Source organism: Mycolicibacterium mageritense, assembly GCF_010727475.1.
Taxonomy (GTDB): domain Bacteria; phylum Actinomycetota; class Actinomycetes; order Mycobacteriales; family Mycobacteriaceae; genus Mycobacterium; species Mycobacterium mageritense.
Genome location: NZ_AP022567.1, coordinates 7,157,346 through 7,183,219 on the forward strand (window position 1 = coordinate 7,157,346; position 25,874 = coordinate 7,183,219).

20 protein-coding genes and 1 tRNA gene are annotated in these 25,874 nt (G+C 67.4%); 8 read left to right on the top strand and 13 right to left on the bottom strand.

The window, feature by feature from the left end; genetic code table 11:
- Window positions 1-3 precede the first annotated feature (3 nt).
- The 3 genes from G6N67_RS34630 to G6N67_RS34640 all read right to left on the bottom strand — a co-directional run bounded on the left by G6N67_RS34630 (window position 4) and on the right by G6N67_RS34640 (window position 3,510).
- Complete coding sequence (locus G6N67_RS34630) at window positions 4-1,194, bottom strand: CHAT domain-containing protein (protein ID WP_179976891.1); 1,191 nt, start codon at window positions 1,192-1,194, stop codon at window positions 4-6.
- Entirely contained in the window at window positions 1,191-2,945 is a 1,755-nt protein-coding gene (locus G6N67_RS34635; protein WP_036440550.1) for a hypothetical protein, read from the bottom strand. Before G6N67_RS34635 ends, G6N67_RS34630 begins: the two co-directional genes overlap by 4 nt.
- A 64-nt stretch (window positions 2,946-3,009) precedes the next feature.
- A complete protein-coding gene (locus G6N67_RS34640; RefSeq protein ID WP_036439387.1) occupies window positions 3,010-3,510 on the bottom strand; it encodes a lipoprotein LpqH in 501 nt (166 codons plus the stop codon).
- Between the two features lie 117 nt (window positions 3,511-3,627).
- On the opposite strand from G6N67_RS34640, the gene G6N67_RS34645 reads away from it, so the two are divergent.
- From G6N67_RS34645 to G6N67_RS34655, 3 genes are read left to right on the top strand one after another with little or no spacing between them, the layout of a single operon-like run.
- Window positions 3,628-3,963, top strand: a complete 336-nt coding sequence (locus tag G6N67_RS34645; protein ID WP_407663297.1) for a hypothetical protein — start codon at window positions 3,628-3,630, stop codon at window positions 3,961-3,963.
- 3 nt (window positions 3,964-3,966) lie between these two features.
- The gene (locus G6N67_RS34650; protein WP_036439383.1) at window positions 3,967-5,115 is read left to right on the top strand and encodes a winged helix DNA-binding domain-containing protein; all 1,149 of its coding nucleotides are present in this window, start codon (window positions 3,967-3,969) and stop codon (window positions 5,113-5,115) included.
- Window positions 5,116-5,121: 6 nt separating this feature from the next.
- Window positions 5,122-5,691, top strand: coding sequence for a hypothetical protein (locus G6N67_RS34655; RefSeq protein WP_036439381.1), 570 nt, complete (start codon window positions 5,122-5,124; stop codon window positions 5,689-5,691).
- On the opposite strand, the gene G6N67_RS34660 is transcribed toward G6N67_RS34655, so the two are convergent.
- Window positions 5,688-7,334: an ATP-binding cassette domain-containing protein gene (locus tag G6N67_RS34660; protein WP_036439379.1), complete on the bottom strand. Its 1,647-nt coding sequence runs from the start codon at window positions 7,332-7,334 to the stop codon at window positions 5,688-5,690. The genes G6N67_RS34655 and G6N67_RS34660 overlap by 4 nt on opposite strands.
- 49 nt (window positions 7,335-7,383) lie before the next feature.
- A complete protein-coding gene (gene uvrA / locus G6N67_RS34665) occupies window positions 7,384-10,278 on the bottom strand; it encodes an excinuclease ABC subunit UvrA (RefSeq protein ID WP_036439377.1) in 2,895 nt (964 codons plus the stop codon).
- 73 nt (window positions 10,279-10,351) lie between these two features.
- Between uvrA and G6N67_RS34670 the strand changes: the two genes are divergently transcribed.
- The gene (locus tag G6N67_RS34670) at window positions 10,352-11,035 is read left to right on the top strand and encodes an MBL fold metallo-hydrolase (protein ID WP_036439375.1); all 684 of its coding nucleotides are present in this window, start codon (window positions 10,352-10,354) and stop codon (window positions 11,033-11,035) included.
- A gap of 6 nt (window positions 11,036-11,041) precedes the next feature.
- Here the strand turns inward: G6N67_RS34670 and G6N67_RS34675 are convergent, their stop codons facing one another.
- The 5 genes from G6N67_RS34675 to G6N67_RS34695 all read right to left on the bottom strand — a co-directional run bounded on the left by G6N67_RS34675 (window position 11,042) and on the right by G6N67_RS34695 (window position 17,586).
- The gene (locus G6N67_RS34675) at window positions 11,042-11,485 is read right to left on the bottom strand and encodes a universal stress protein (RefSeq protein ID WP_036439373.1); all 444 of its coding nucleotides are present in this window, start codon (window positions 11,483-11,485) and stop codon (window positions 11,042-11,044) included.
- A 350-nt stretch (window positions 11,486-11,835) separates the two neighbouring features.
- The gene (locus G6N67_RS34680) at window positions 11,836-12,693 is read right to left on the bottom strand and encodes an acyl-CoA thioesterase (RefSeq protein WP_036439370.1); all 858 of its coding nucleotides are present in this window, start codon (window positions 12,691-12,693) and stop codon (window positions 11,836-11,838) included.
- An 11-nt stretch (window positions 12,694-12,704) separates the two neighbouring features.
- On the bottom strand, window positions 12,705-16,409 hold the full coding sequence (locus G6N67_RS34685) for an Ig-like domain-containing protein (RefSeq protein WP_131524816.1): 3,705 nt from the start codon (window positions 16,407-16,409) through the stop codon (window positions 12,705-12,707).
- A gap of 280 nt (window positions 16,410-16,689) precedes the next feature.
- A tRNA-Cys gene (locus tag G6N67_RS34690) sits at window positions 16,690-16,760 on the bottom strand.
- A gap of 61 nt (window positions 16,761-16,821) precedes the next feature.
- Window positions 16,822-17,586 carry a DUF899 domain-containing protein gene (locus G6N67_RS34695; RefSeq protein ID WP_036439366.1) on the bottom strand — a complete coding sequence of 255 codons (765 nt, stop codon included), beginning with the start codon at window positions 17,584-17,586 and terminating at the stop codon, window positions 16,822-16,824.
- An 86-nt stretch (window positions 17,587-17,672) separates the two neighbouring features.
- On the opposite strand from G6N67_RS34695, the gene G6N67_RS34700 reads away from it, so the two are divergent.
- Window positions 17,673-18,392 (top strand): MgtC/SapB family protein, encoded by a 720-nt coding sequence (locus G6N67_RS34700; RefSeq protein WP_036439364.1) that lies wholly within the window; start codon window positions 17,673-17,675, stop codon window positions 18,390-18,392.
- Window positions 18,393-18,439: 47 nt separating this feature from the next.
- Here G6N67_RS34700 and G6N67_RS34705 read toward each other — a convergent pair whose 3' ends face one another.
- Together G6N67_RS34705 and uvrB are read right to left on the bottom strand one after the other, a co-directional pair.
- Window positions 18,440-19,831, bottom strand: a complete 1,392-nt coding sequence (locus G6N67_RS34705; RefSeq protein WP_036439362.1) for an MFS transporter — start codon at window positions 19,829-19,831, stop codon at window positions 18,440-18,442.
- A 45-nt stretch (window positions 19,832-19,876) separates the two neighbouring features.
- On the bottom strand, window positions 19,877-22,048 hold the full coding sequence (gene uvrB, locus G6N67_RS34710) for an excinuclease ABC subunit UvrB (RefSeq protein ID WP_036440547.1): 2,172 nt from the start codon (window positions 22,046-22,048) through the stop codon (window positions 19,877-19,879).
- 67 nt (window positions 22,049-22,115) lie between these two features.
- On the opposite strand from uvrB, the gene G6N67_RS34715 reads away from it, so the two are divergent.
- Window positions 22,116-22,622, top strand: coding sequence for a ribonuclease FAU-1 family protein (locus G6N67_RS34715; protein ID WP_179976892.1), 507 nt, complete (start codon window positions 22,116-22,118; stop codon window positions 22,620-22,622).
- An 11-nt stretch (window positions 22,623-22,633) separates the two neighbouring features.
- The gene (locus G6N67_RS34720; protein WP_036439355.1) at window positions 22,634-23,191 is read left to right on the top strand and encodes a hypothetical protein; all 558 of its coding nucleotides are present in this window, start codon (window positions 22,634-22,636) and stop codon (window positions 23,189-23,191) included.
- On the opposite strand, the gene glsA is transcribed toward G6N67_RS34720, so the two are convergent.
- Window positions 23,188-24,114, bottom strand: coding sequence for a glutaminase A (gene glsA / locus G6N67_RS34725; RefSeq protein ID WP_179976777.1), 927 nt, complete (start codon window positions 24,112-24,114; stop codon window positions 23,188-23,190). The two genes, G6N67_RS34720 and glsA, sit on opposite strands and share 4 nt — an antisense overlap.
- 175 nt (window positions 24,115-24,289) lie before the next feature.
- On the opposite strand from glsA, the gene G6N67_RS34730 reads away from it, so the two are divergent.
- The gene (locus G6N67_RS34730; protein ID WP_179976778.1) at window positions 24,290-25,837 is read left to right on the top strand and encodes an APC family permease; all 1,548 of its coding nucleotides are present in this window, start codon (window positions 24,290-24,292) and stop codon (window positions 25,835-25,837) included.
- Window positions 25,838-25,874 lie beyond the last annotated feature (37 nt).

The following is a 25,874-nucleotide window of genomic DNA, read 5'->3' on the forward strand; positions in this document are numbered from 1 at the left end:
GGCTCATCGCACACCGTCGACGGCGAAACTGGCCACCGCGGCCCAATGCAGGGGGCTTGCCGCACGATCGCCGTCCCGCCACCGCCGCATCTGGGCCCGCTGCCACCGGTTGACCGCGCGGCCCGCGTCGTCGCCACGGTGTGCCAGGTCGACACCGACGATGGTGTCCGCCATCAGATCGGCCTCGGCCGTCCCGAACATCCGGAACCCCGCTGTGGTCGGAAGCGACCACAGCGTCGCAGTGACCAACTGCGCGCCCCCCAGGATCATCGCGGCCACCAGTCCGGCCGCCTCGTCGAACCGGTAGTCACCGCCGGAAGCGCACGCCAGCAACGCAACCCGCGGCGGGATCGGCACCCCGGCCGAGATCACCTCGCCCGCGGTGAGCGGCCGGTCCTCGGCCAGATGCAACGCAGCGCGGTCGGCATGCCCGGCGTCGCCGTCGGCCGCGCTGGCATGACCGACGTAGAGCAACCGGGACGGCTCTTGTGCACACACCTCGGCCAGCCAGCGACGGTCGGTGTCGGTGCGCCGGAACAGTTCGACGGCGTCGGTCACTGCCGGAAGCACGCCCTCATCGATCAGGTTGCCGAAATGCCGAGACAGCACCGTGTCCGGCGACGGTCTGCCGAGCACCGAACCCAGCGGCGAATCCGGTCGCTGCCCCGGTATCCGCGGATCGAGCAGCAGCACCGGCGGATGATCGCGCCGGTCCTGCCAATCGGATACCTGGCGCGGTGCATGAACAATGTTGGGCGGCACCGCCATCAGCACGTCGACCAGCTCCATGAGGCGGAAACCGTGCGGTCCCGGCATGGCCAGCTGGCCCCACGGCACCCGGCCCAGCGACGGGCTCGGCGACACGAACAGCACAGGCCGCGGCGACTCGACACAGTCCGCCAGCAACTTCCAGCCGTCGGCGCCGATCAACTGGGCTCCGAGCAGCTGCGCAAGCTCGAATTCAGCCTTGGGGTCCGCGAATGCTCCTGTGGTCACGGCCCGTTCGATAGCCTCCGCAGGCGTTTCGGACCCGACCGGATCTGGCAACGCGGAGTTCAGTGCGGCCTCGACAGCCTGCAGGTTGGGTTCCTCGATCACCCAGGTGACCGAGCGTTCCGGTGCCCCTACAACGCGCAGGCTCGCATACGTCGCGATGCCGACTTCAGCCAACCGCAGCACCAGGGTATGCGTCATGGCCACGTCGCCCATTCCGCGCCGGGCGCAGTCACGTCACGACCGTAACGTTGTCGCGCCAGCTCCCGGTAGCGGCTCAGGATCGGCCCCGAACTCGGGTCCATCCGCAACGGAGGCAGCGGTCCGAGCCGGGTCAGCGCACCGTCGGCCAGGACCGGTGCCGCCGCGGCCGCGACGGCGAGTTGCGGTGCGAGTTCGGCTTCCACGGGCACCGCACCGGTGGCTGTGTCGGCCCAGTCGACGGACTGTGCCGGGCCCGCTTCGGCGGCCCCGTCGGTACTGAACGTGCCGCGCGCGCTGTGATATTCGATCAGCTCGCAGATCAGCTCCGTGTTGTCCGATTCCCAGGCCACCGCGAACGCGCCCGCCAGCAGCGGAGCCGATACGCTGTGCGCCCAGCGGGCTCGGGCTCCGGCGTCGGTGATCGTGTAGCGCACCGAATCCACCGCCAACGCAGCGGGCACTTTCAGGTCGGCGGCGCGATCGAGCTTGACCATCGCGCGGCGGTACTTGCGACTACCCGGGCGGCAGTTGTACCAACCGGTTCCCGCTGCGTGCCGGGCTTCGACCTGTTCCCAGCTCTGCCCGGGTTTACCGAGCCCGTCGAACCCCATCTCCGCGAGCGCATCGGCCCGCCAGATGTTGCCGAGGTGTGCGTCGAGCCGGGCATACTGCAGCCAGCTGTGCCGCGGCGAGGCGTCCAGGAGCTTTCTGGCCTCGTCCACCATCGCGATCGCGTCGTCGAACAGGCCGCGAAAAAGGGCTATCCAGCTGCGCTGCAGCAGAATCCGGTGGATGTAGAGAGGTCGCTCGATCTCGCGCCAATGCCTCTCGGCATGTTCCCAGCATTGATCGGCCTCGCGCAGCCTGCCGATACCCAACCGGATCAGCCCGAAATACAGCCAGCTTCGTGAAACATCGTGCGCGCGAGCATGTTCGGCGATCACCGGGTAGGCCTCGGTGACCAGATCCTGGGTTTCGGCGTACGCGCCCCCCGACCAGCAGGCAGCGGCCTGTTCCAGCTGCGCACGGGCGGACGCGAGTCGCCAGCCCCTGGCCTGCGCGCGGGCACCGGCCCGATGCAACCACGGCGCGGCCTCATCGAGTCGCCCCGACTCGATGCAGAACCGGCTGTAGCCGAGTGCGCCGGCAACGAACAGGTAATCGGTCTCGGCGTCGCCGGTTCCCGGCGCGACGTAGCCCTCGAGGACGTCGAGCACCTCGGACCACAGCGGGACCGACGCGGCGTAGAGATCGTCGTCGCAGAGCGCTGTGGCGAGCAGGATCCTGGTGTGGCAGGTCAGATTGCGGTGTTCGTCGGCCAGATCCCGGAAATCCCCTGCCGTCGCGATCAGTGCCGCGAGATGCGCTGCGGCACTGTCATGATCGCCACGCGCCGCGGCCAGTCCTGCTTCGAGGAACTCCGCCCGTCGGTTGTACCGGCAGATCATGTGGTCGACCTCGGCGTCGGACATGCTGACCTGTCCGGCCAGATCTGGTCGTTGACCCGCACGGACGGCGGTGTAGATCGCCAGGCAGTCCCGGATGCGGGAAATGCTTTCCACCACACCGTCATACGCAGTGCGCACCAGGTAGATCTCGCCGAGTTGGGCGAACACCTCGAGCGCATAGTCGTCGCGGTCGGCCTGCTCGATCACGGGCAGCAGCGACACCAGCAATTCCCGGGCCGAATCTTCATCGGCCGCGAGCGCGAGCTGACGGGCGCGATGCAGATCCCCGACTATGGTCACCTTTTGCACCATACAAAAGGGGCGGGCGTGCCCGGCACCGGGCACGCCCGCCATGTCGGGACGCTCAGCTGCAGGTCACCGTGATGGTGAACGGCTTGTTGATCATCCCGGCCATCGGGTTCTTCATGTCGGCTCCAGAGGCCTCACCGGTGATGGTGTAGGTGTCTCCGTCCACCTTGACCTCGGCGGAACCGACCTTCACGCCCATGTTCTCGCTGACCGCGAGTGCGCTGCCGTCATACACCAGGCCCAGCGACTCGACCTTGGGGGTGGCCTCGTCGGTCATCACCACGCCGAGACCCTGCTGGCCACCGATCGCGGCACTGGCGACGTTGATCTTGCCGGCCTGCTTGACACAGGTGACCGAGTTGAGGTCGAGACCGGCCAGGTCGGAGCCGCCGACCTTGACCTCGGTCTTGCCGCCCGTGCTGACCTGCGATGCACCGCTCGACGCGGCGGGCTTGTCGGAGGGCTGGTCTGCCGGCTTGTCGTTCGAGCAGCCCACCAGCACCGCGCCGGTCGCGAGCAGTCCCATTGTGGCCGCGATAACCCGATTCTTCGTCATTGCGTCTTCCCCTTCGTTTCGCGTCGCCCCGATGGCTCCGTCGTGTCACGAAGTCTTGGCGGCACGGAGCGCTACCGATCCCAAGAAATGTCGGTTGTCGCAGGTAACGTGGGGTACGTGACGAACGACCCAGCCCAGCCCGGAACGCCCGAAGAGCGCGCAGCGGCCGAGGAGGACGCCGCGGTCGAGGGCGAGGTCGTCCCGCCCGCCCCGGCGCCCGGACCGCTCTCGGAACCTGCCGACACCGGCTACACCGCGGCAGGCGTACCGACGTTCGACTCGGTGCGCGAGAAGATCGAGACCCGCTACGGCACCGCGATCGGTGCCCACGAGCTGGCAGCCGAAACGCCCGAAGGGCGCTCGGTCGAGGAGCAGTACGAGAAGCGGCAGGAGGCGGCGGCCGAACGGCTGCGCCAGATCCGCGAATCCATGCGCGAGCAGGGCGACGCCTGATCCGTGCGGTCGTTCACCCTCGCGGAGCGGCGTGCCAGGCTGGCCCGGCGGCACTTCCTGAACGGCCCGGCCGTCTCCGTCGCCGACGCCACAGCGGCCTTCGTCGGCCTGCACGCCACCGATCCGTCGACCCCGTACCTGTCACTGTGGGCACGCCTGCCGGACTTCTCGGTCACCGATCTGGACGCGGCTCTCTACGAAAAACGCTCGCTGGTCAAGCATCTCGCGATGCGGCGCACCCTGTGGGTGGTGCCCAGCTGCGATCTGCCGCTGATCCAGGCCGCGGCCAGCGACCGCGTCGCGGCCAACGAGACCCGAAAGCTGACCGCGGACGCACAGAAGGCCGGCCTCGGCGCCGAGTGGCTCGACACCGCGAGCGCGGCCGTGCTGACGTACCTGGCCGAGCACGGCCCGACGGGCGCGGCGCAGCTGCGTGCCGCGCTGCCTGAGCTGGCCGGGCGCCACGACCCCGCACCGGGCAAGCCCTGGGGCGGGGAAACTCCTTTGGCGCCACGAGTTTTGACGGTGCTGGGCGTACGCGGGGACATCGTCCGCGGCCCCAACGAGGGCAGCTGGACCACGTCGCGGCCACGGTGGGCGGCAATGACCGACTGGATCGAACCCGGCGACCCGCCGACGCTCGAGGTGGCGCGGGCCGAGTTGGTGCGCACGTGGCTGCGCACGTTCGGGCCGGCGACCGTCACCGACATCAAATGGTGGTTCGGCAACACCCTGACCTGGGCGCGGCATGCCCTGCGTGACGTCGGCGCGGTCGAGGTGGACCTGGCCGGCGTGACCGGGTACGCGTTGGCCGACGATCTCGAAGTCGAGCCGGACGTCGAGCCGTGGGCGGCGCTACTGCCGGGGCTCGACGTCACCACCATGGGTTGGTTCGACCGGGACTGGTATCTCGGTGCGCACCGCGGCCAGGCGTTCGACTCCAACGGCAACGCGGGGCCGACGGCGTGGTGGAACGGCCGCGTTGTCGGAGGCTGGGCCCAGGATGCCGACGGCCGGGTCGAACTGCGCCTGCTCGAAGACATCGGGCGCGAAGGCAACCGCGCGTTGCGGCGCCGCGCCGAGGCCCTCACCGAATGGTTGGCCGGCGCACGCGTCAGACCGCGCTTTCCGTCGCCGCTGACGAAAGGCTGACGGATCGTGCGATCCACCGGCTGGACGCTGCCGATTCTGGTCACCTTTGCACTCACCGGCATGATGTACGGGGCGACCGTCCCGGGCGAACAACCCGCCGTCTTCGACATCTCTGCGCTGCTGCTCATGGCACTGACGCTCGCCTGGTTGGTGGCCGTCGTCCGTCAGCTGACAGTATCGGGCGAACACCGCAACTGGTTTGCCCTGGTGGCCTCGCCCGCGCTGGTGCTGACGGCCCTGCTCCTCATCCACGCCGGGGTTCCGCTGCAATTGCGTTGGTATACAGCAGAACCCGCCTTTACCCAGGCACTGCAGGCGTTCGAGAGGGATCCGGCTTTCGGGAGAAATCCGGGTCAGATCTCCGGCTACCCGATCGAATACATCACCCGGCGAGCCGACAATTTCGTCGACTTCACCTACCGCAATGACCAGAACGGCTGGGACGGCATCACCTACAGCGCCGACGGCAGCGAACCACGCACTGTGCACCATTCTGCCGGGAACTACGTCATCCACTGGGCGCAGCGGCTCGGTGCGCACTGGTTCGCGTTCGAGGGCTACCAGACCGTGAGCTAACGGCGGGTGCGCTCCACCCTGGTTTCGTCCCACACCGGGTCCGGCGACTCGTAGACGAAGCCGTCGGCCCCGAACACCAGGAACCGGTCGAACGACCGCGCGAACCAGCGGTCGTGCGTCACGGCGACCACAGTCCCCTGGTACGCGGCGAGCCCGTACTGCAGCGCTTCGGCGCTGGCGAGGTCGAGGTTGTCGGTCGGCTCGTCGAGCAGCAGCAGTGTGGCGCCACCGAGTTCGAGCAGCAGGATCTGTAAGCGTGCCTGCTGGCCTCCCGAGAGGGTCTCGAACGGCTGCTCGGCGCAGGCCTGCAGCTCGTAGCGGGCCAACGCGCTCATCGCGTCGGTCCGGAGCCTGGCGTGCTCGACCATCACGATCTCGCACGGCGTGCGGCCGACGAGATCGGGCCGCGCGTGCGTTTGGGCGAACAAGCCCGGCGCCACCCTGGCACCCAGCCGCGCGACCCCGCTGTGCGCGACGGGCTCGGCGGTGAGCGCACCACGGGGCAACTCGTCGGCCACGGCCGTCAGCAGTCGCAGGAAGTGTGATTTGCCGGATCCGTTGGAGCCCAGCACCGCGACGCGCTCACCGTAGGAGATCTCCAGATCGAACGGCTGCATCAGACCGGTCAATTCGAGGTTCTCGCAGATCACTGCGCGCCTGCCGGTGCGGCCGCCCCGCAGCCGCATCTTGATGTCCTGGTCACGCGGCGGCACCTCGGGTGGACCCGCCTCCTCGAACTTGCGCAGCCGGGTCAACGCGGCCTGGTACCGGGACGACATGCCGTCGTTGTAGGCGGCCTTCTGGCGCAGCTCGACCACAAGGGTCTTGAGCTTGGCGTGCTCCTCGTCCCAGCGCCGCCGCAGCTCTTCCAGGCGTTCGTTGCGGTCGCGGCGGGCCTGGGCATACGTTTCGAACCGGCCGCCGTGAATCCAGACGTGCCGGGCCTCGACCGTAACGATGCGTTCTGCCGTCCGGTTGAGCAGCTCACGGTCGTGACTGACCATGACGACGGTCTTGGTGGTCTCCCCCAGCCGCTCCTCCAGCCACTGCTTGCCCGGAACATCGAGATAGTTGTCCGGCTCGTCCAGCAGCAACACTTCGTCGGGGCCCCGCAGCAGCGCCTCGAGCACCAACCGCTTCTGTTCGCCGCCGGACAGGGTGTTCACCAGGCGCCACCGACAGGATTCGTACGGCATCCCGAGCGCAGCGATACAGCAGGCGTCCCAAAGGATTTCGGCGTCGTAGCCGCCTGCGTCGCCCCAGCCGGCGAGCGCGTTGGCGTAGCGGAGCTGGCTGGGTTCGTCATCGCGTTCCATCAGGGCCAGCTCGGCCGCGTCGACATCGGCCGCAGCCGCGCGCAGACGAGGCGGCGCCACCGACAGCAGCAGTTCGTGGACCGATGTGGAATCACGGATGCCGCCGATGAACTGGCGCATCACCCCCAGGCCACCGCTGTACGCGACCGTGCCTTCCTGCGGCACCAGGTCGCCGGAGATCAACCGCAGCAGCGTGGTCTTGCCCGCCCCGTTGGGGCCGACGAGCGCCGCCGTGACGCCGTCGGCGATCCGGAACGAGACGTCGTCGAGCAGCTGCCGGCCATCCGGCAGCGTGTGGCTGATGTGTGCGACCTCAACGTGGCCCATGGGGCCAGTCTCGAAAACCACACCGGCCGCGTGCAACCGGATTTTCGGGTCAGGCGCTCACCTTGCGGCGTTTACGCCGCGGTGCAGGCACATCGAGCAGCTCGGCGAGGAACTTGCCGGTGTAGCTGTCCGGGTCGGCCGCCACGTCCTCCGGTGTGCCCGACGCGACGACCGTGCCACCGCCGGCACCGCCCTCGGGGCCCATGTCGACGATCCAGTCCGAGGTCTTGATCACGTCGAGGTTGTGCTCGATGACGATCACCGTATTGCCCTTGTCGACAAGGCCGTTGATCACCTTGAGCAGCTTGCGGATGTCCTCGAAGTGCAGGCCGGTGGTCGGCTCGTCCAGGATGTACACCGTGCGGCCGGTCGAGCGCTTCTGCAGTTCGGCGGCCAGCTTGACGCGTTGGGCCTCGCCGCCGGATAGCGTCGGGGCGGGCTGGCCGAGCCGCACGTAGCCCAGCCCGACGTCGACCAGCGTCTTGAGGTAGCGGTGGATCGACGAGATCGGCTCGAAGAACTCGGTCGCGTCCTCGATGGACATGTCGAGCACTTCGGAGATGGTCTTGCCCTTGTAGTGCACTTCGAGCGTTTCCCGGTTGTACCGGGCACCGTGGCATACCTCGCACGGCACGTACACGTCGGGCAGGAAGTTCATCTCGATCTTGATGGTGCCGTCACCCGAGCAGGCCTCGCAGCGGCCGCCCTTGACGTTGAACGAGAACCGGCCGGGTTGGTAGCCGCGGACCTTGGCCTCGGTGGTGGCCGCGAACAGCGAGCGGATCTTGTCGAACACGCCGGTGTAGGTGGCCGGGTTGGACCGCGGAGTGCGGCCGATCGGCGACTGGTCGACACGCACCAACTTGTCGAGCTGATCGAGACCGTTGACCCGGGTGTGCCGGCCGGGCACCTGACGCGCGCCGTTGAGCTTGTTGGCCAGCACCGAAGCCAGGATGTCGTTCACGAGCGTCGACTTGCCCGACCCGGACACCCCGGTGACCGAGGTCAGCACACCGAGCGGGAACGCCACGTCGATCTCTTTGAGGTTGTTCTCCCTGGCTCCGACCACCGTGATCTGGCGGCGCTTGTCCGCGGGCCGCCGGATGGCCGGCACCTCGATGCTCTCCTTACCGGAAAGGTAAGCGCCGGTGAGGGATTCGGGATTGCGCAGCAGCTCGTCGTAGGTGCCGCTGTGCACGATGCGGCCACCGTGCTCGCCTGCGGCCGGGCCGATGTCGACGACCCAGTCGGCATGCGCGATGGTGTCGAGATCGTGCTCGACGACGATGAGCGTGTTGCCGAGGTCGCGCAGCCGCACCAGGGTGTCGATGAGCCTGCGGTTGTCGCGCTGATGAAGGCCGATGGACGGTTCGTCGAGCACGTAGAGCACCCCGACCAGACCCGAGCCGATCTGCGTGGCCAGCCGGATGCGTTGCGCCTCACCACCGGACAGTGTGGCCGCGGCCCGTGACAGGGACAGGTAGTCCAGCCCGACGTCGAGCAGGAAGCCCAGCCGCGACTGGATCTCCTTGAGCACCTGGCCGGCGATCGCCTGCTCACGATGGCCCAAGGTGAGCGCGTTGAGGAAGTCTGCACAGTCCGCGATGGACAGCTCGGCGACCTGCGCGATGGATTTGGCACCGTAGTCCCCCGCCGCCATGGTGACCGCGAGGATCTCGGGCTTGAGGCGCGTGCCGTTGCACTCCGGGCACGGGATGTCCCGCATGAAGCCCTCGTAGCGTTCCTTCATCTGCTCCGAGTCGGTCTGCTCCATGCGGCGCTGCAGGAACGCCATCACGCCTTCGAAGTCGGCGTAGTACGACCTGGTACGACCGTACCGGTTCTTGTAGCGGACGTGGACCTGGTGGTCGGAGCCTTCCAGGATGGCCTTGCGCGCCTTTGCCGGCAGCTTCTTCCACGGGGTGTCGACGTCGAAGCCCATCTGGTCGCCGAGGCCCGACAGCATGCGGGTGAAGTACTCGGCCGACTGGCCCACGGCCCACGGCGCGACGGCCCCCTCGGCGAGCGTCAGCTCCGGGTCCGGCACCACCAGGTCGGGGTCGACCTCTTTGCGGACACCCAGGCCCGTGCACTCAGGGCACGCGCCGTAGGGCGAGTTGAACGAGAAGGACCGCGGCTCCAGGTCGTCCACGGCCAGCGGGTGGCCGTTGGGGCAGGCCAGCTTCTCGGAGAAGCGCTGTTCACGGTGGGGGTGATCGTCCTCGCGGTCGACGAACTCCAGCACCACGATGCCGTCGGCCAGGTTCAGCGCGGTCTCCACCGAGTCGGTGAGCCGCTGCTTGGCGCTGGCCTTGACCGTGAGTCGGTCCACCACGACCTCGATGTCGTGCTTTTCCTGTTTCTTGAGCTTCGGCGGGTCGGTGAGCGAATGCACCACGCCGTCGACCCGCACGCGGCTGTAGCCCTGCGTGTTGAGCTTGTCGAAAAGGTCGACGAACTCGCCCTTGCGGGTGCGCACGACGGGCGCGAGCACCTGGAAGCGCAGGCCCTCATCCATCGCGAGCACCTGGTCGACGATCTGCTGCGGGGTCTGCCGAGCGATGCGCTCGCCGCACACCGGGCAGTGCGGCGTGCCGGCCCGGGCGTACAGCAAACGCAGGTAGTCGTACACCTCGGTGATGGTGCCCACCGTGGACCGCGGGTTGCGGTTGGTCGACTTCTGATCGATCGACACCGCGGGCGACAGGCCCTCGATGAAGTCCACATCGGGTTTGTCCATCTGACCGAGGAACTGCCGCGCGTACGCCGACAGCGACTCGACGTAACGGCGCTGCCCCTCGGCGAAGATGGTGTCAAACGCCAACGAGGACTTGCCCGACCCGGACAATCCGGTGAACACGATCAGGGCGTCACGCGGCAGATCGAGGTCCACCCCTCGCAGATTGTGCTCGCGGGCACCCTTGACAATCAGGCGGTCAGCCACGCGTTTCCTTTCCCACGGCATACTTCACGCCCATGCTATGTGGGACCACCGACAAGCCGGATACCGTGAGGTCATGACCCGTCCCAACATCACGGTCGACGAGACCTACACCGGCCATGTCGAGCCCCACACCGCCGCACGGCGCACCGTGCCCGGCGCCTCCATCGTGAAGGCGTCAGTCGGCCCGATGGACAACAACGCCTACCTGGTGACGTGTGCATCCACCGGCAAGACCCTGCTCATCGACGCCGCCAACGACGCCGACGCCCTGCTGGGCCTCATCGAGGCCAACGCGCCGAAGCTGGACCTGATCGTCACGACCCATCAGCACTTCGACCACGTGCAGGCGCTGGCGGCTGTGTCCGAGGCCACAGGTGCCCCGACCGCGGCACATCAACTCGACGCCGAAGCCCTTCCGGTGCGACCCGACCGCATCCTGGCCGACGGCGACACCATCCGGATCGGCGATCTCGAGCTGGACGTCATCCACCTGCGCGGCCACACCCCCGGGTCGGTCGCGCTCGCCCTGAACTCACCCGACGGTGTGACGCACCTGTTCACCGGTGACTGCCTGTTTCCGGGAGGCGTTGGCAAAACCTGGCAGCCGGGTGATTTCGAAACCTTGCTGGGCGATGTGACCAGCAAGGTCTTCGACGTCTATGACGACAACACCGTCGTCTACCCGGGACACGGCGACGACACCACGCTGGGCGCCGAACGGCCCAGCCTGACTGCGTGGCGCGAACGCGGCTGGTAAGCCGCTCTAGCTGGTGTGAACGATGAGCACGTCGGTCTTGGACCGGCGTGCCACGTTTGCGGGCACCGAGCCCAGCAACCGGCCTGCGATGGTGCTCAGGCCCACGTTGCCGACCACCAGCAGGTCAGCCTTGACGTCCTCGGACAGTTCGACGAGCGCGTCGACGGGAGCACCGACGATCGGGCGCTCCTCGATGTCCTTGGCGCCGGCTGCCTTGGCGCGGTCGCTCGCCTCACGCAGAATGGCGTAGATCGGGGCGTTGCCCGCCATCTGGTAGCCCTCATCCTTGAGCACGTCGGCCGCGCGCTGGTCTTCGCTCTGCGGGAAGTACGCAGTGGCGATGACAAGCTTCGCGTTCGCACCGGCGGCAATCTGACCGGCGCGGTCCACTGCACGCAATGACGAATCAGATCCGTCGGTGCCGACCACCACAGTTCGATAGGCGCTCATCCATACCCTCCCACTGTCAGTTGCAACGCCACCCGAGACATTAACCCGTAGCCCGCCGAACAGGGGTGCGATTGATCACACCCGTACGTTCGGCCGGCAGAACAACCCGGAATGTCGCCCGGGGTGGCATCTAAACGACTGATGTTAACCGCGGATCGCCAGATTCGGCGTCAACCGTGACGGATGCGACCCGTGAAAAAATCGTGTCGACACCGCCCGGAGTTGCGGCAAACGTGACGCAGGTCATCCCACGTTCCTGAATGTGGGGCCAATTATGGCCCCTCACTGGGTATTTCACCGACAGTTGGGACGGCGCGACGGAAAGTGTTGCGTCCTACGCGGACCCGGCTTCAGGATGACCGACGCTCCCGGCCGAAGTAGATCTCCTGGGTTGCGGTGCAGACGAATTGGCCCGACCGGTTGAACATCGTGGCCGTGGCCAGGCCGCGCCCGTGGATACCGCTGGGCGAAGTCTGGTCCGACAGCACCCAGTCGGACAGATCCGCAGGCCGGTGAAACCAGATGGCGTGGTCGATCAGCGCCGAGAATGTCGCGAGTTGTGTGGTGCGCCGCTGCGTCACGGTGGTTTCGAGCATCGTGGTGCCGGTGATGTAGGTGAGCAGGCAGCTGTTGAGGATGGGATCGTCGGCGACGGGTTCGGCTGGGCGCCACCACATTCGGGTGTGCTCGGGCGCTGCAGGCAGATCGCGGGCCAGCCGCGGCGGCGCGTCGATGTAGCGCCGCTCGACCCATTGCGGACGCACCCAGAATCCGCCGAGTTCGTCGGCATAGTCCCGTAGCTGCTCCTCGACCGGGAGCAGCGCGCCAGGATCCGGCACGTCGGGGATGGCCTGCTGATAGTCGATGCTCTCCATCGGGACGCTGAACGAGACGAGCGCTTCCAGCAACACGTCCCCACCCTGACGCGCGGTCACCTGACGCGTGGACAGTGATCCACCGTCACGTAGGCCGGCCACGTCCATCTCCACCGGGTACCGCGCGTCGCCGGCGCGCAGCAGATAGACGTGGATGCTGTGCGGTTGTCGGTCGACCACGGTACGACTGGCCGCCATCAAGGCCTGCGCCGCGATGTGCCCGCCGATGATGTGGTGGTCGGCGTTGTCGATCTGCGTGGCGACGAACGTGGTGTCGTCTTTCTGCGCGAGATCGAGCGTGGCCAGGATGTCGGCGAGCTGCGGGAGGGGCACCGCAGCATTATCTACAGCGCGGACGGCAGCTCAAGATCGGCGGGCAGTTCCGAGGGGCTGATCGAGATGATGGTGACGGTGTCGCTCTGCGCTCCGTTGAGTGACGTCCTGCCGGTGACGTATAGGTGGGTGCCGTCGGGGCTGATCGCAATGTTGTTGACCGCCCCGATGCCGGTGATACTTTCGATCACCGGGTCGCGCGCATCCCGGTCCAGGTCGAGTACGACGATCGCGCCGCTGCCGGAGACCACGTACGCGCGCTGCCCATCGGGTGAGACGACGATGCCGCTGGGATCCCGTACCGAAATATCCTGTTGTTCAGTTGTTCCGGCGCCCGTCGCGAACCGGACGATCCGGTCGTTCGCAGCATCGACGACCCAGACGTCGCCGCCGCTGACGGCGAAGTCCCCGGCGTCGAACGTGGTTGCGCCGCGGTCGACCGGCTGCCCGACGTCCGGGTCGATCACGGTGTACCCCGTGACACCGTCGCCGTTGTCGATGACGATGTTGCCGTGGGCGTCGACGGACATCTGTCCGATGTCGTCGGGCAGCTGCGTGATCGGACTGACCGTGCCGTCGGCGTCGAGCGCCCGCAGCAGGGTGTTGCGTCCGTCGAACGACGCGTAGTACAGGGTGCTGCCGTCCGGGCTCACGGCGATCTGCAACGGCGGATTCTCGAGCTCCACTTCCTCGATCTCACCCGTCGCGGCGTCGATCTTCCATACCGTGTTGTCGCTTCCGAGCGCGTACACGACCGGGTTGTCGGCCGATTGCGACACGACGAGTTGCCGCGTGCGGACGTTGGTTCCGGTGCCGATCGTGTAGGTGTCCTCGACGGTCCCGTCGATCGCGTTGATCCGGCTGATCACGTTGTTGTTGGCGTTGGCGACGAGGATCGTGGTGCCGTCCGGCGCGACCACCACGGCGTCGACGCGATCGATGCTTGCCGGTGTCCTGTCGCCCGCGATGGTGCCGACCACCGCGTTGTCCAGCGGCGCGATGAGTACCGCGACGTCCTTGGTGTAGACGCCGTACGGGTCGGTGACCGTGAACGTCACCACGACCCGCCGATCGGTGAGCGGCGCGCCCACCACGGAGGCCGCTTCGCGCGCGGCTTCGGTTGGCGTGAAAGTCAATTCGCCGGTCTGCTCGTCGTAGGCGAAGACGCCCTTGTCGGTGGTGGGAAGTTGCACCGAGGCGGCACCGAGATCCGGTGGCCCGTCGAGATCACGCCATGTGGCGGTCACGGTCGCCGTGCCGGTGGCGCGGTCCACGGTCTGCGTGGTCTTGACTGTGGGTTCATGGTTGAGGCCGACGATGGTCACGGCGACCTGCTGCGTGGTCGCGGTGGCGGTGTGGCCGTCGGACATCGTGAACGTCAGGTCCACGGGGGCTTCGCCGGTCGGCCCGAGCGCGTGCGCGTCGGCGTAATTCGCGGTGTACGTGACGGTCCGGCTGCCGTCCGCGTTGACGACGCCGGACAGCGTCACCTGACCCGACGGCGCGGTCACGCCGATGTTGCTGACAGCGTCGCCGTCGGCATCGGCGAACTTGACGTCGAACGTGGCTTTTCCGTCGGGGCCGATCCTCGTCGAACCACCGACGACGCTCACGGTCGGCGCGGAATTGACTCCAGTCACGACGATGTCGTCGCGGTAGGTCGCACTGACCCCTTGATGGTCGTCCGTGGCCACGAATTGCACTGTTGCCGTGCCGGTTTGGGTGCTGCCATTGGCGGTCAAGCTGTGCGCATATGCCGGGTCGATGGTGAAGGTGTACTGATAGTGGCGCTCGTCGATCTTCGTCGCGGTGAGTGTTCCGTGTGTGACGGTCGGGACGACGGTGACGACGTCTCCGGTGTCGTCGTCGCGCACCTCGACGGTGTAGATGCCGTCCTTTTCCGTCACGTTCAGCACCGGAGCGGCGTTGACGCCGCTGACCGGGATCGTGTCACCGTCCTGTGCTGAACCGCCGTGGCCGTCGGTCGCGCGGAAGCCGACCTCCGCTGTTCCCTCATCCGGCGGTCCCGGCTTCGTCAGGTCGTGCGCGTATGCCGGGTCGACCGTGAAGGTGTACTGGTAGACCCCCTTGGTCGCGGTCTCGCCGCCTGTCAGCGTGCCGTGCGTCACCGACGGCGTGAGTGTGATCGGGTCATCATCGTCGTCTGTCACCGTGATGGTGTACACGCCGCCGGCACCGGGAACGACGGTCATCTCGGGAGCGGCGTTGACCGCCGCGATCGAGACCGTCCGCGACTCGGTGTCCGTGCCGCCGCGGCCGTCCGACACCGTGAACGTTGCCGTTCCCACCCCGGGATCCGTGTTGCCGCCGAGGCTTAGATCGTGTGCGTACGCCTTGTCGGGCGTGAAGGTGTACTCGTAGTTCGTGATTGCACCGGTCTGGCTGGTCGACGTTTGCGTCAGCGTGCCGTGGACGCCATTGCTCGTCAGGTGCAACGCGTCGCCATCTTGGTCGGATGCGCTGACGGTGTACTTCACGGTGCCGTCCGGTTGGACGTCGCCGCCGGTCACTGTCACGTCAGGTGCGTGGTTGACCGCGGCGTAGGAGAACGTCACCGTGTACGTCGCCTCGTGGCCGCCGCCCAGGAGGTGCAGGTGTGGCCATGTCGACGATGCGTCGCTGACCGCGATGGTGAACTGGACCTCGTCTCCGCTGTTGGGCGTCCAATCGTCCTGCGGTGTGTAGGTGAATTTCCCGTCGGCGCCGACCTCGACCGAGCCCTGCGACGGCGGTGTCTTGACCGAGTACTTCAATTGGTCGCCGTCGGCGTCTGCGCCCACGATCTGCCCTGTCGCCACGCCGGTGGTGTTGTTCACCTCGACCTGGCCGTTCAGCCGCGCGGTCGGCGTGGCGTTGAAGAATGTGCGGCGTACGGCCACGAAGGCCAACTCGATCAGTCGCGGCAGCGGCAGGACCGGTCGCGTGGGGCTGCCCGCCGATGGCCGCAGCCCCAGCGCAGCGAACAGGTCCGTCGCGACGCGGGGTGTAGCCGCCGTGGCCGCGGCTTCGGGTGCTACGACCGTCACCGCCGGGGTCACCGGCGCGTGAACCACCGAGACCCTGTTGATGTCGAACGTCGAAACCTCTTGCCGCAGCTGCAGGTTGGTCGCCGAGTCCAGACCGTGATCCATGGTGTCCCGGCGCTCCGAGACCGGCTTGGGCTCGGTCGAGGACACCGTGTCGCGCGGCGACACGTCGATGGTCACCGTGTGCGGGCGCTCGGTGATCGAAGCGCGCGGTGTGGAGCGGTTGCGGGACGAACTGGTGTGCGCGTCGGTCTCCTCACGCGCCGCGGCAGTCTCGACGTCAGCACCCGCCGAATCGGCATCATCGTCGACGACTGGCTCGGTGTCGCGCTCGACCGTCTGTTCCTGGCGGTTTTCAGGGTCGTCGTCCTCGATGGCCGGCTTGACCTCGTCTCGTCTGATCGTGATGCGCGTTCCATCGAAGAGGGCGCGGGGCCGCTTCTTCTTGGCGGCAGGCTTGGAGTCCTCTTGCGGATCGGAACCCGCTTCGGTTTCCGGTGCTGCCGCACCCTCACTCGGCCCCGACGCCGATGCCGGCGATGTGGGATCGTTCGGGGCGGAACCCGCGTCCGTCGTGTCTGCCAGAGCCGTGCCCTGGCCAGTTGTCACGGCGACGCTGAGGCCGACCGCCAATGTAAGACCGGTGATTGCGCGCCGTGATGTCGACATCCCCGACTCCTGAGCGGATACATGCCGGAGCCGACTGGCAGCCGACATTTACCCGACAGGAAATCATGTCTCTGCCCGACCTGCGGCAAGCGGCAAATGTGGGAACGAGGCGTCGGTTTGCTGGCAAGTCATTGCCAAGGGAAGGAATGTCGAGCGTTACCGCCCGCGATGCGCGCTCACGGCCAATTGTGTTCGGCTGGACGGCGAGCCTGGATCCGCGCAGCCCAGTGGGTCATTCGCGGTGCGGCGAAATCCCCACTGGGCTGCGCTGATCCCATCGAGCGAGTGACGGGATTCGAACCCGTGTAAACGGCTTTGCAGGCCGGTGCCTAGCCACTCAGCCACACCCGCATCGGATAGTGACTGTGCCAGGTGCGCCGGTGGCCGCCCACGGTTTCGATCGCGGTGATCGCTACTCGTCCTCTCCGACCGGCCTGCCGACCACGGCCCCGCCCTGGGGCCAGCCGGCCGGCGAGTCCTCCCACGGTTCCTGACGCCCGTACGGCGTGAGGTCGAGGTACGGGTATCCCACCGCGGTGTGATCGAGCCCGCGCGCGAATGTCGAGTAGGTGTGGAAGACGTCGTCACCGCGCCGCAGGAACACGCTCGCCCCGGGCCAGTCACCGCGCAGATCTTCGTCGGCGAAGCCGTCGGCCCGCAGTTCGTCCGCGGTCTTGTAGTTGTATTCGATTGGCGCACGGGCCGGGTCGAGCGTCACGTGGTAGTCGTAGGTGAAGTCGTTGTCGCACGACGAGTACCACGGGAACGTCCACCCGTGCTTGTCCTTGTAGGCGGCAATGCTCGCGTACGGCGCGCGGGAGATGCACGCGAACGTGACGTCCTTACCGTGCAGCAGCGCCCGGTCCTGCTCGGTGAAGGTGAGATCGGCTGCGGCCGTGCAGCTGGGGCAACCCTCGTCGATCGCGTCGATCCACATGAAGTGGTGGATGTAGAGCTGGCTGCGGCCCTCGAACATGTCCAGCAGCCGCACCTCGCCGTCGGGCCCCTCGAAGACGTAGTCCTTCTCCACCCTGACCATGGGCAACCGGCGTCGCTGGGCGTTGACCGCGTCCCGCAGGTGCGTGACCTCGCGTTCGGCGGCCAACAGTTTCGTGCGGGCCTCCAGCCACTCCTCCCGGGAGACGACGTCGGGGTAGGCCGTTGGATGTGGCGACATGGGAATCCCTCCTCGTCGGAAACAGATCTCACCCATATCGACTCGCTCCGGCCACAAGAGTCATCGCGGGGACGTAGTTTGTGCCCATGGATTTCTGGCTGGCCGATCCGCCGTTCTTCGGCGGGCCGGGACAGGGCACCCGTCAGATCATCGAGTTGTTCGTCGCGTTCGGGTTGACCGCGCTGATCGGGCTGGAACGCGAGGTTCAGGGCAAGAGCGCCGGGTTACGCACCCAGACCCTCGTCGGCACGGCAGCGGCCCTGATCCTGTTGGTCAGCAAGTACGGCTTCATGGACGTGTTGTCGCCCGGCACCGTGGTGCTCGACCCGTCCCGGGTCGCGGCCCAGATCGTCACGGGGATCGGCTTTCTGGGCGCTGGCATCATCATCGTCCGACGCGGCTCGGTCCACGGCCTGACCACCGCGGCCGCGGTGTGGGAATCCGCGGCGATCGGGATGGCTGCGGGCGCCGGGCTGCTGCTGTTGGCCTGCACCGTGACCGTGATGCACTTCCTGATCATCCTGGGGTTCATGCCGCTGGTGAAGCGGCTGACTGCTCGCGTCAACGGTTCGATCCGTATGCTCGTCGGCTTCGAGGACGGTCGTGGTGTGCTGCACGAGATCGTGCGGGTCTGTGATCGGCACCGGTGGCAGCTGACCGATCTGGCGGCCAACTCGGCTGACGACGCGGGAGGCGCCGGCGTGACGCTCACGCTGACCGGCAGCGGAATCCGCACCGCACCCGCGGTTCTGGCGGCGATCGACGGAGTCACGGCGATCCACCAGCTCGACGAGGATCCGGACTGACGCAGCCCTGATGCCGAAAGGCCAGTCGCCGATGCTGGAGACCGCGGTTACCGGCGGGAGCGGAACGACGCGACGGTGCCGGCCGCGGCGAGCACCGCGAAGACCGCGAACAGCCACTTCGCGGCGGCCGCACCACCGGTCTCGCTGAGGTTGACGACGACGCCCGCGAGGCCGGCGCCGAACGCGCCGCAGATCAGCTGCACGGTGTTGATCGCCGCGGCCGCCGCGGGCCCCTCGGCCGGGTCGTCGACGCTGCCCATCGCCCAGGCGGACAGGTGCGGCCAAGCGATGCCGATCCCGGCACCGGCCACCAGCAGCGCCAGGGCCCACAGCACCACCAGCGGCGCGGCCATGCCGCCGCGGATGAGGAGCGCACCGGCAGCAAGACCGACCGCCATCACCAGCGGCGCGACCGCGACGGTTCGCCTGATGGCGCGCCGGCGTTGCAGCGACGCGCTGAGGATCTCCCCCACGGTCCACCCCACCGAAAGCACCGCTGCGAAGAACCCGGCCGCGACCGGCGTCAGATGTGCGAGGCGCTGTCCGAACAGCGGCACATACATGTCGACCATGGTCGCCGCCATCAACACCCCGAGGGTCAGGTAGATCCACTTCAGCGGTCCGGCGCCGAACGTGCTGGGCGGCAACACCGATGCGGACATCCGGCGGTCGACCGCGATGAACGCGGCGACGAGCAGGCCGCCCAGCACCAGCAATGCCGCCGTCGCCCGCACATCGTGAGGGATGCCCGCGACACTGACGGCCATCGCGGCCGCACCCAACAGCGCCAGCGACCAGATCGGCACCCCGGGCAACGCCTCATGGGCTGCGGTGCTGTCGCGCCCGGGCAGCACGATCGGCACCATGACCGCCATCGCGACGGTCAGGATCACCAGAACCCCGAACGCCCACCGCCAGAGCCCGTACTGCGCGAACAGTCCGCCCGCCGCCGGGCCGACCAGGGTGCCCACGCCCCACATCGCCGACACCAACGCAGAAGCCTTGGTCCACAACGTGTTCGGCAGCGCGGTGTTGATGACCGCATAGCCCAGCCCGGCCACCAGACCGCCCGCAAAGCCCTGAACGGTACGGCCGGCCAACAGCACCTCCATGCTCGGCGCCACCGCACACACCAGGCTGCCCGCACCAAAAAGGCTCAGCCCCAACAGGTATGACAACCGCGGGCCGATTCTCATCAGAACGGTGTGCACCGTGGTCGCCGCGATGACCGACGCCACCAGATACACCGCCGTCACCCACGCGTAGAAGCGCTGGCCGCCGATGTCGGCGACCGCGCTGGGCAGCAGGCTGATGGTGATGAACTGATTGGTCGCGTACAGCAGGACGCCACCGGCCAGCACGGTCGATGCGCCGAGGTGGCCGGGCCCCAGGAGTTGACGCCATGTCCCCGTGGTGTCGGCGGTCGCGGTATCGGTCACGACGACGACGCTAGATCCTCAACTGCCGTTGAGGTCAAGGACGGCTCATTTGAGTCCCGCGGCATCCATGCCGCGCAGCTCCTTCTTCAGATCGGCGATCTCGTCACGGATCCGGGCCGCCAGTTCGAACTGCAGATCGCGCGCTGCGGTCATCATCTGTTCGGTCAGATCCTTGATGAGGTCGGCCAGCTCGGCACGCGGCATGTTCGACGTGTCGCGGCCCTCGACGATGCCGGCACTGACCGCCCGCCCGGGCTCGCCCTGCGCGCGCCTGCCCCGCGAAGCATTGCGGCCCGAGCCACCGACATCGACCGTTTCCGTGTCTTCGGCCTCGCGGTACACCTGGTCCAGGATGTCGGCGATCTTCTTGCGCAACGGTTTCGGGTCGATACCGTTGGCCTCGTTGTAGGCGATCTGCTTGGCCCGCCGGCGTTCGGTCTCGTCGATGGCCTCCCGCATCGAATCGGTGATCTTGTCGGCGTACATGTGCACTTCGCCCGACACGTTGCGGGCCGCACGGCCGATGGTCTGGATCAGGCTGCGCGTCGAACGCAGGAACCCTTCCTTGTCGGCGTCGAGGATGGACACCAGCGACACCTCGGGAAGGTCGAGACCCTCGCGGAGCAGGTTGATGCCGACCAGCACGTCGTACTCCCCCAACCGCAACTGCCGGAGCAGTTCGACGCGCCGCAGCGTGTCGACCTCGGAGTGCAGGTACCGCACCCGGATACCGAGCTCCAGCAGGTAGTCGGTGAGATCCTCGGCCATCTTCTTGGTCAGCGTCGTGACCAGCACGCGCTCGTCGCGTTCGGTGCGCTTGCGGATCTCCCCGATCAGATCGTCGATCTGTCCCTTGGTGGGCTTCACGATGACCTGCGGGTCGACCAGGCCCGTCGGCCGGATGACCTGTTCGACGAACTCACCACCGGACTGACTGAGCTCGTACGGCCCCGGCGTCGCCGAGAGGTACACCGTCTGGCCGATCCGGTCGGCGAACTCCTCCCACGTCAGCGGCCGGTTGTCGACCGCCGACGGCAGCCGGAAGCCGAAGTCCACGAGGTTGCGCTTGCGGGAGATGTCGCCCTCGTACATGCCGCCGATCTGCGGCACCGTGACGTGCGACTCGTCGATCACCAGCAGAAAATCCTCGGGGAAGTAGTCCAGCAACGTCGCCGGGGCCGAGCCCGCCGGGCGCCCGTCGATGTGCCGCGAGTAGTTCTCGATGCCCGAGCAGAAGCCCACCTGCTTCATCATCTCGACGTCGTAGTTGGTGCGCATGCGCAGCCGCTGCGCCTCGAGTAGCTTTCCCTGCCCTTCGAGTTCCGCGAGGCGCTCCTCGAGTTCGGCCTCGATGGTCGAGATCGCGTGCGCCATGCGATCCGGACCCGCGACGTAATGGGTAGCTGGGAAGATCCGCAGCGAATCGACCTTGCGGACGATGTCGCCGGTCAACGGGTGCAGGTAGTACAGCGCCTCGACCTCGTCGCCGAAGAACTCGATGCGCACCGCGAGCTCCTCGTAGGACGGGATGATCTCGACGGTGTCGCCGCGGACGCGGAAGGTACCGCGGGTGAACGCCATGTCGTTGCGGTTGTACTGAACGTCGACCAACAACCGCAGCAGACCGTCCCGCGGCACCTCGTCACCGACGTTGAGCTCGACCGACCGGTCCAGGTAGGACTGCGGCGTGCCCAGGCCGTAGATGCAGGACACGGACGCGACCACCACGACGTCGCGCCGCGAAAGCAGGCTCGACGTCGCCGAGTGCCGCAGCCGCTCGACGTCGTCGTTGATCGAGCTGTCCTTCTCGATGTAGGTGTCGGTCTGCGCGATGTACGCCTCTGGCTGGTAGTAGTCGTAGTACGACACGAAGTACTCGACGGCGTTGTGCGGCAGCATCTCCCGCAGTTCGTTGGCCAACTGCGCGGCGAGTGTCTTGTTGGGTGCCATCACGAGCGTCGGCCGTTGCAGCCGCTCGATGAGCCACGCGGTGGTGGCCGACTTCCCGGTGCCGGTGGCGCCGAGCAGCACCACGTCGCGCTCGCCGGCCTGGATGCGGCGTTCCAACTCGTCGATGGCCGCGGGCTGGTCACCCGCCGGCTCGTACTCGCTGACCACCTCGAACCGGCCGCCGGTGCGGACCAGGCCGTTCACGGCATCGCCAGCTGGTCGGTACTCAGAGTGCGCGAGCACCGGATGTTCGGTCGCGAAAGCCATGTTCACCAGGGTAGAACTGCCCGCCGACAAGTTCCTGATGTGTTCACTGCCCGCGTAGGCTGACCGCATCCACCCGCCGAAGAACGAGACGTTTGACCTGCTCGCCCGCACGAACACGGACCCGAAGGGCATCGTGCGGGCGGTCGACGTGTACACCGTCGAGCCGTGGGGGCTCTACATGGCCAGGCCGACTCCGGGCCGCGCGCAGTTCCACTATCTGGAGTCCTGGCTGCTGCCGACGCTGAACCTGCGGGTCAGCGTTTTCCACTTCAACCCGGGTCACGAGCGCGAACAGGACTTCTACCTCGACATCGGGCGGTTCACGCCGGGACCGACCGCGTGGCATTCAGAGGACCACTACCTGGATCTGGTGCTCCGCACGGGCGCGGGAGTCGAGCTGTGCGACGTCGACGAACTGCTCACCGCGGTCCGCCACGGACTGCTGCCGCCGGAAGCCGGCGAAACCGCGATCCAGACCGCCGCGGAGGCAATCGACGGCCTCGCCCGCAACGGCTACGACCTTCACCGGTGGCTGGCCGCCAATGGCATGGCCCTGTCGTGGCAAAACGCGTAAGGTCGGCGTTCATGAGTTCAACTAAGTATGCGTGGGGGGTGGCCGCCGTGGTGGCCGGGCTGCTCGCCGGCGCACAGTTGATTCCCGCGACGGCATCGGCCGATCCGGAAACTCCGCCCCAGCCACAGGTCGAGCCGCTGCCCGATCAGCAACTGCACAACGTCACCTACAAGGCCAGGATCGACGGCGTGTCCCGCAACGCGACGATCACCTACAAGATCGACGACAGCCAGGTCAACACGGCTGACCCGACCATGCTGCCGGGCCGCACGTTCGAGGCCACCGGCGTCGTGTCGGATCCGCAGCTGGCGGGCATGAAGGTGTCGATCGACTGGCCGTACTCGGCGAACCTGCACTGTGAGGTTCTTGTGGACGACCAGATCGTCGCCCAGGCCGACACCTGGGTCGGGCCCAGGCTCACCCGCCAGCTCGACGACCCGGGATACGGCAGCCTGCCGTGCGGTGCGAGCGTCGACAACGTGGGCGCAAACGTGGTCAACACCGGACCGGTCCCCGCCGATCCGGCCGCGCCAGTGGCACCGCCGGCCGAAGTTCCGCCCGCGGCCTAGAACACGGACCAGCCGGCCAGCCGGGCGAACTCCTCGATGGCCGCGACGCCGCCTGCCGAGTTGCCGTCGCCGTCGAGCGGCGGGCTCCACACGCACACCGTGCCGCGGCCCGGCATCACGGCCAGCACGCCGCCGCCGATCCCGCTCTTGGCGGGCAACCCGATGCGGTAGGCGATGTCACCTGCGGCGCCGTACATCCCCGACGTGAGCAGCACCGCGTTGACGCGACGCACCGTCTCCGCATCGAGCACGGAGTGGTCGCCGCTGCGGTCCGCGAGGAACAACGCTGCGCGCGCGACCGTCCGCACCGACGCGGTGATCGCGCACTGCGCGAAGTACTGCGGCAGGACGCGGTCGATGCCGTTGGTGAGCCGGCCGTGCTCGGCCAGCACATGCGCGATGGCCGAATTGCGATGGTCGATGGCCATTTCCGACCCTGCGACCGCGGCGTCGGAGTACACGGCGTCGCCAGTCCGCAGCAGCTCGACGGTGGCTTCGACGGCATCGCCGGTGTGCGTCAGCAACCGGTCGGTCACCACGAGCGCCCCGGAGTTCACGAACGGGTTGCGCGGGCGCCAGTGGTTGCGTTCCAGGTCGGCGACCGACCCGTAGCCCGCATCGGTGGGCCCCCATCCGACGTCCGCCCAGGCTCGCGGATCGTGGCGGAGCAACGCACACAGCGCGAACAGCTTCGAAATGCTCTGGATGGAGAAGCCTGTCGTCGATTCCCCGATCTGGGCTTCGGTGCCGTCCACGGTCGCGACCGCCATCGCGAAGCTGGTGGCCGGGATGCCGGCCAGCGCAGGCACCTGACGGCTCACCGTGCCGCGCCGCGCGGCGCGGCGACCCCGGGACTGCGCGGCCCGCAGATATTCGTGCAGCCGCTCGCACGCCGGGGTCTCGGACAAACGTGTTCCGGGCATTCCTCACCCTCCACCTGCACTTGGCCAAAACATCGGTCAATAGACCAAAACTATCCATGGTCAAACCCGCTCGGGTAAACGTTATGTCACGCGTCAACAGATTAGGTCTATGGGTCTTGTCTTTAGACCTTTACGGTCATAGGCTCGCGGCAACCAGATTGAAAGGCAGGTGGCGATGGCAGTCGACTACGAGCAGGGAACGGGTGCGGCCAGATCCGCACCCGCAGCGGGATCGGCCACGCTCAAGCGTGGCGCGATCGGTCTGGCGGGCGTGGTGTTCATGGTGGTCGCCTTCTCGGCACCGATCACTGCGATGACCGGCAACCTGCCTGTCGCGGTGGGTTTCGGCAACGGCCTCGGCGCCCCGGGCGGATTCGTCATCGCCACAGTCGTTCTGACCATCTTCAGCATCGGATTCGTCGCACTGGCGCGGCACATCACCGCGGCGGGCGCGTTCTACACCTTCGTCTCGCGGGCCTGGTCGAAGGTTCCCGGGCTGGCCGCCGGCGTGCTGCCCGCCTTCACGTACATGACGATGGAAGCCGGGCTCATCGGCATCTTCGCGGCGTTCGCCGATCAGGCGTTCACCGCGCAGTTCGGCCTCAACCTGCCGTGGGAGATCTACGCCGCCATCGGGCTGATCGCCATCGCGGCACTGTCACACTTCGACATCTCGGTGGCGGCCAAGGTGCTTGGCGTCGTCCTGGTCTCGGAGATCACCATGTTGTCGATAACCGCCGTGGCCGGGCTGATCCACCATCCCGACGGCATGAGCTTCCAGTCGCTGAGCCCGTTGACCGCGCTGAGCACCAACGGGGTCGCCGGCGGTGTCGTGGGCCTGGGCCTGCTGATGGCCTTCTGGTCCTGGGTCGGCTTCGAATCGACCGCGATCTACGGCGAGGAGTCCAAGAACCCCAAGCGCATCGTGCCTCTGGCCACCATGATCGCGGTCATCGGCATCGGCGTGTTCTACACGTTCATCTCGTGGGGTGTCGTGGTCGGCAACGGTCCGGCCAAGGCCGTCGAACTGGCGTCCGGCCCCGCACCGTTCGACCTGTTGTACGCGCCCACCGCCCAATACGTAGGGCAATGGGGCGTAACGGTATTCGAGTGGCTCGTGATCGGCGGCTCGTTCGCGTGCGCACTCGCGATCCACAATTCCGCGGCCCGCTACCTGTTCGCGTTCGGCCGCGACAGCCTGCTGTGGCACCGCCTCGGTGAGGCGCACCCGAAACATGCCTCGCCGTGGGTGGCGTCGCTGACACAGACCCTGTTCGCGACCCTACTGGTCGCGGTCTGCTCGATCACCGGCTCAGATCCGTATGCCGACCTGTTCGTGCTGGTGGCGATCCTGGCGACGCTCCTGCTGCTCATCGTGCAGACCATGTGCTCGTGCGCGACCATCGTCTACTTCCACGTCAAGAAGCAACACCCGGAGACCGCCTCGTGGTGGCGGACCCTACTGGCACCGATCGTGGGCGGTGCGGGCATGGTGTATGTCATCTACCTGATGGCCTCCAACATGCAGGCCGCCGCGGGCACCGCGTCGGACACCTTGTTCTTCAAGGCAATCCCCTACCTGGTGGTGGGGCTGACCCTCGGATCGATTGCCCTGGCGCTGTATTGGCGCAAAGCCAGGCCGGATCTGTACGCGCGGATCGGCAGCACGATCTTCGACGATCACGAACCGGCGCCCACGCCGGAGGCCCCCTCCTCCCGGTGACGTGGGCGCGCGCCCGGTGCGATCGATCCCCCCGGCG

Bases quoted from the DNA above. Each gene is read 5' to 3' on its own strand.
- G6N67_RS34685 (WP_131524816.1), bottom strand. From the start codon at position 16,409: ATGTCGACATCACGGCGCGCAATCACCGGTCTTACATTGGCGGTCGGC.
- G6N67_RS34640 (WP_036439387.1), bottom strand. From the start codon at position 3,510: ATGACGAAGAATCGGGTTATCGCGGCCACAATGGGACTGCTCGCGACC.
- G6N67_RS34675 (WP_036439373.1), bottom strand. From the start codon at position 11,485: ATGAGCGCCTATCGAACTGTGGTGGTCGGCACCGACGGATCTGATTCG.
- G6N67_RS34720 (WP_036439355.1), top strand. From the start codon at position 22,634: ATGAGTTCAACTAAGTATGCGTGGGGGGTGGCCGCCGTGGTGGCCGGG.
- G6N67_RS34730 (WP_179976778.1), top strand. From the start codon at position 24,290: ATGGCAGTCGACTACGAGCAGGGAACGGGTGCGGCCAGATCCGCACCC.
- glsA (WP_179976777.1), bottom strand. From the start codon at position 24,114: ATGCCCGGAACACGTTTGTCCGAGACCCCGGCGTGCGAGCGGCTGCAC.
- uvrB (WP_036440547.1), bottom strand. From the start codon at position 22,048: ATGGCTTTCGCGACCGAACATCCGGTGCTCGCGCACTCTGAGTACCGA.
- G6N67_RS34700 (WP_036439364.1), top strand. From the start codon at position 17,673: ATGGATTTCTGGCTGGCCGATCCGCCGTTCTTCGGCGGGCCGGGACAG.
- G6N67_RS34695 (WP_036439366.1), bottom strand. From the start codon at position 17,586: ATGTCGCCACATCCAACGGCCTACCCCGACGTCGTCTCCCGGGAGGAG.
- G6N67_RS34630 (WP_179976891.1), bottom strand. From the start codon at position 1,194: ATGACGCATACCCTGGTGCTGCGGTTGGCTGAAGTCGGCATCGCGACG.
- G6N67_RS34670 (WP_036439375.1), top strand. From the start codon at position 10,352: ATGACCCGTCCCAACATCACGGTCGACGAGACCTACACCGGCCATGTC.
- G6N67_RS34660 (WP_036439379.1), bottom strand. From the start codon at position 7,334: ATGGGCCACGTTGAGGTCGCACACATCAGCCACACGCTGCCGGATGGC.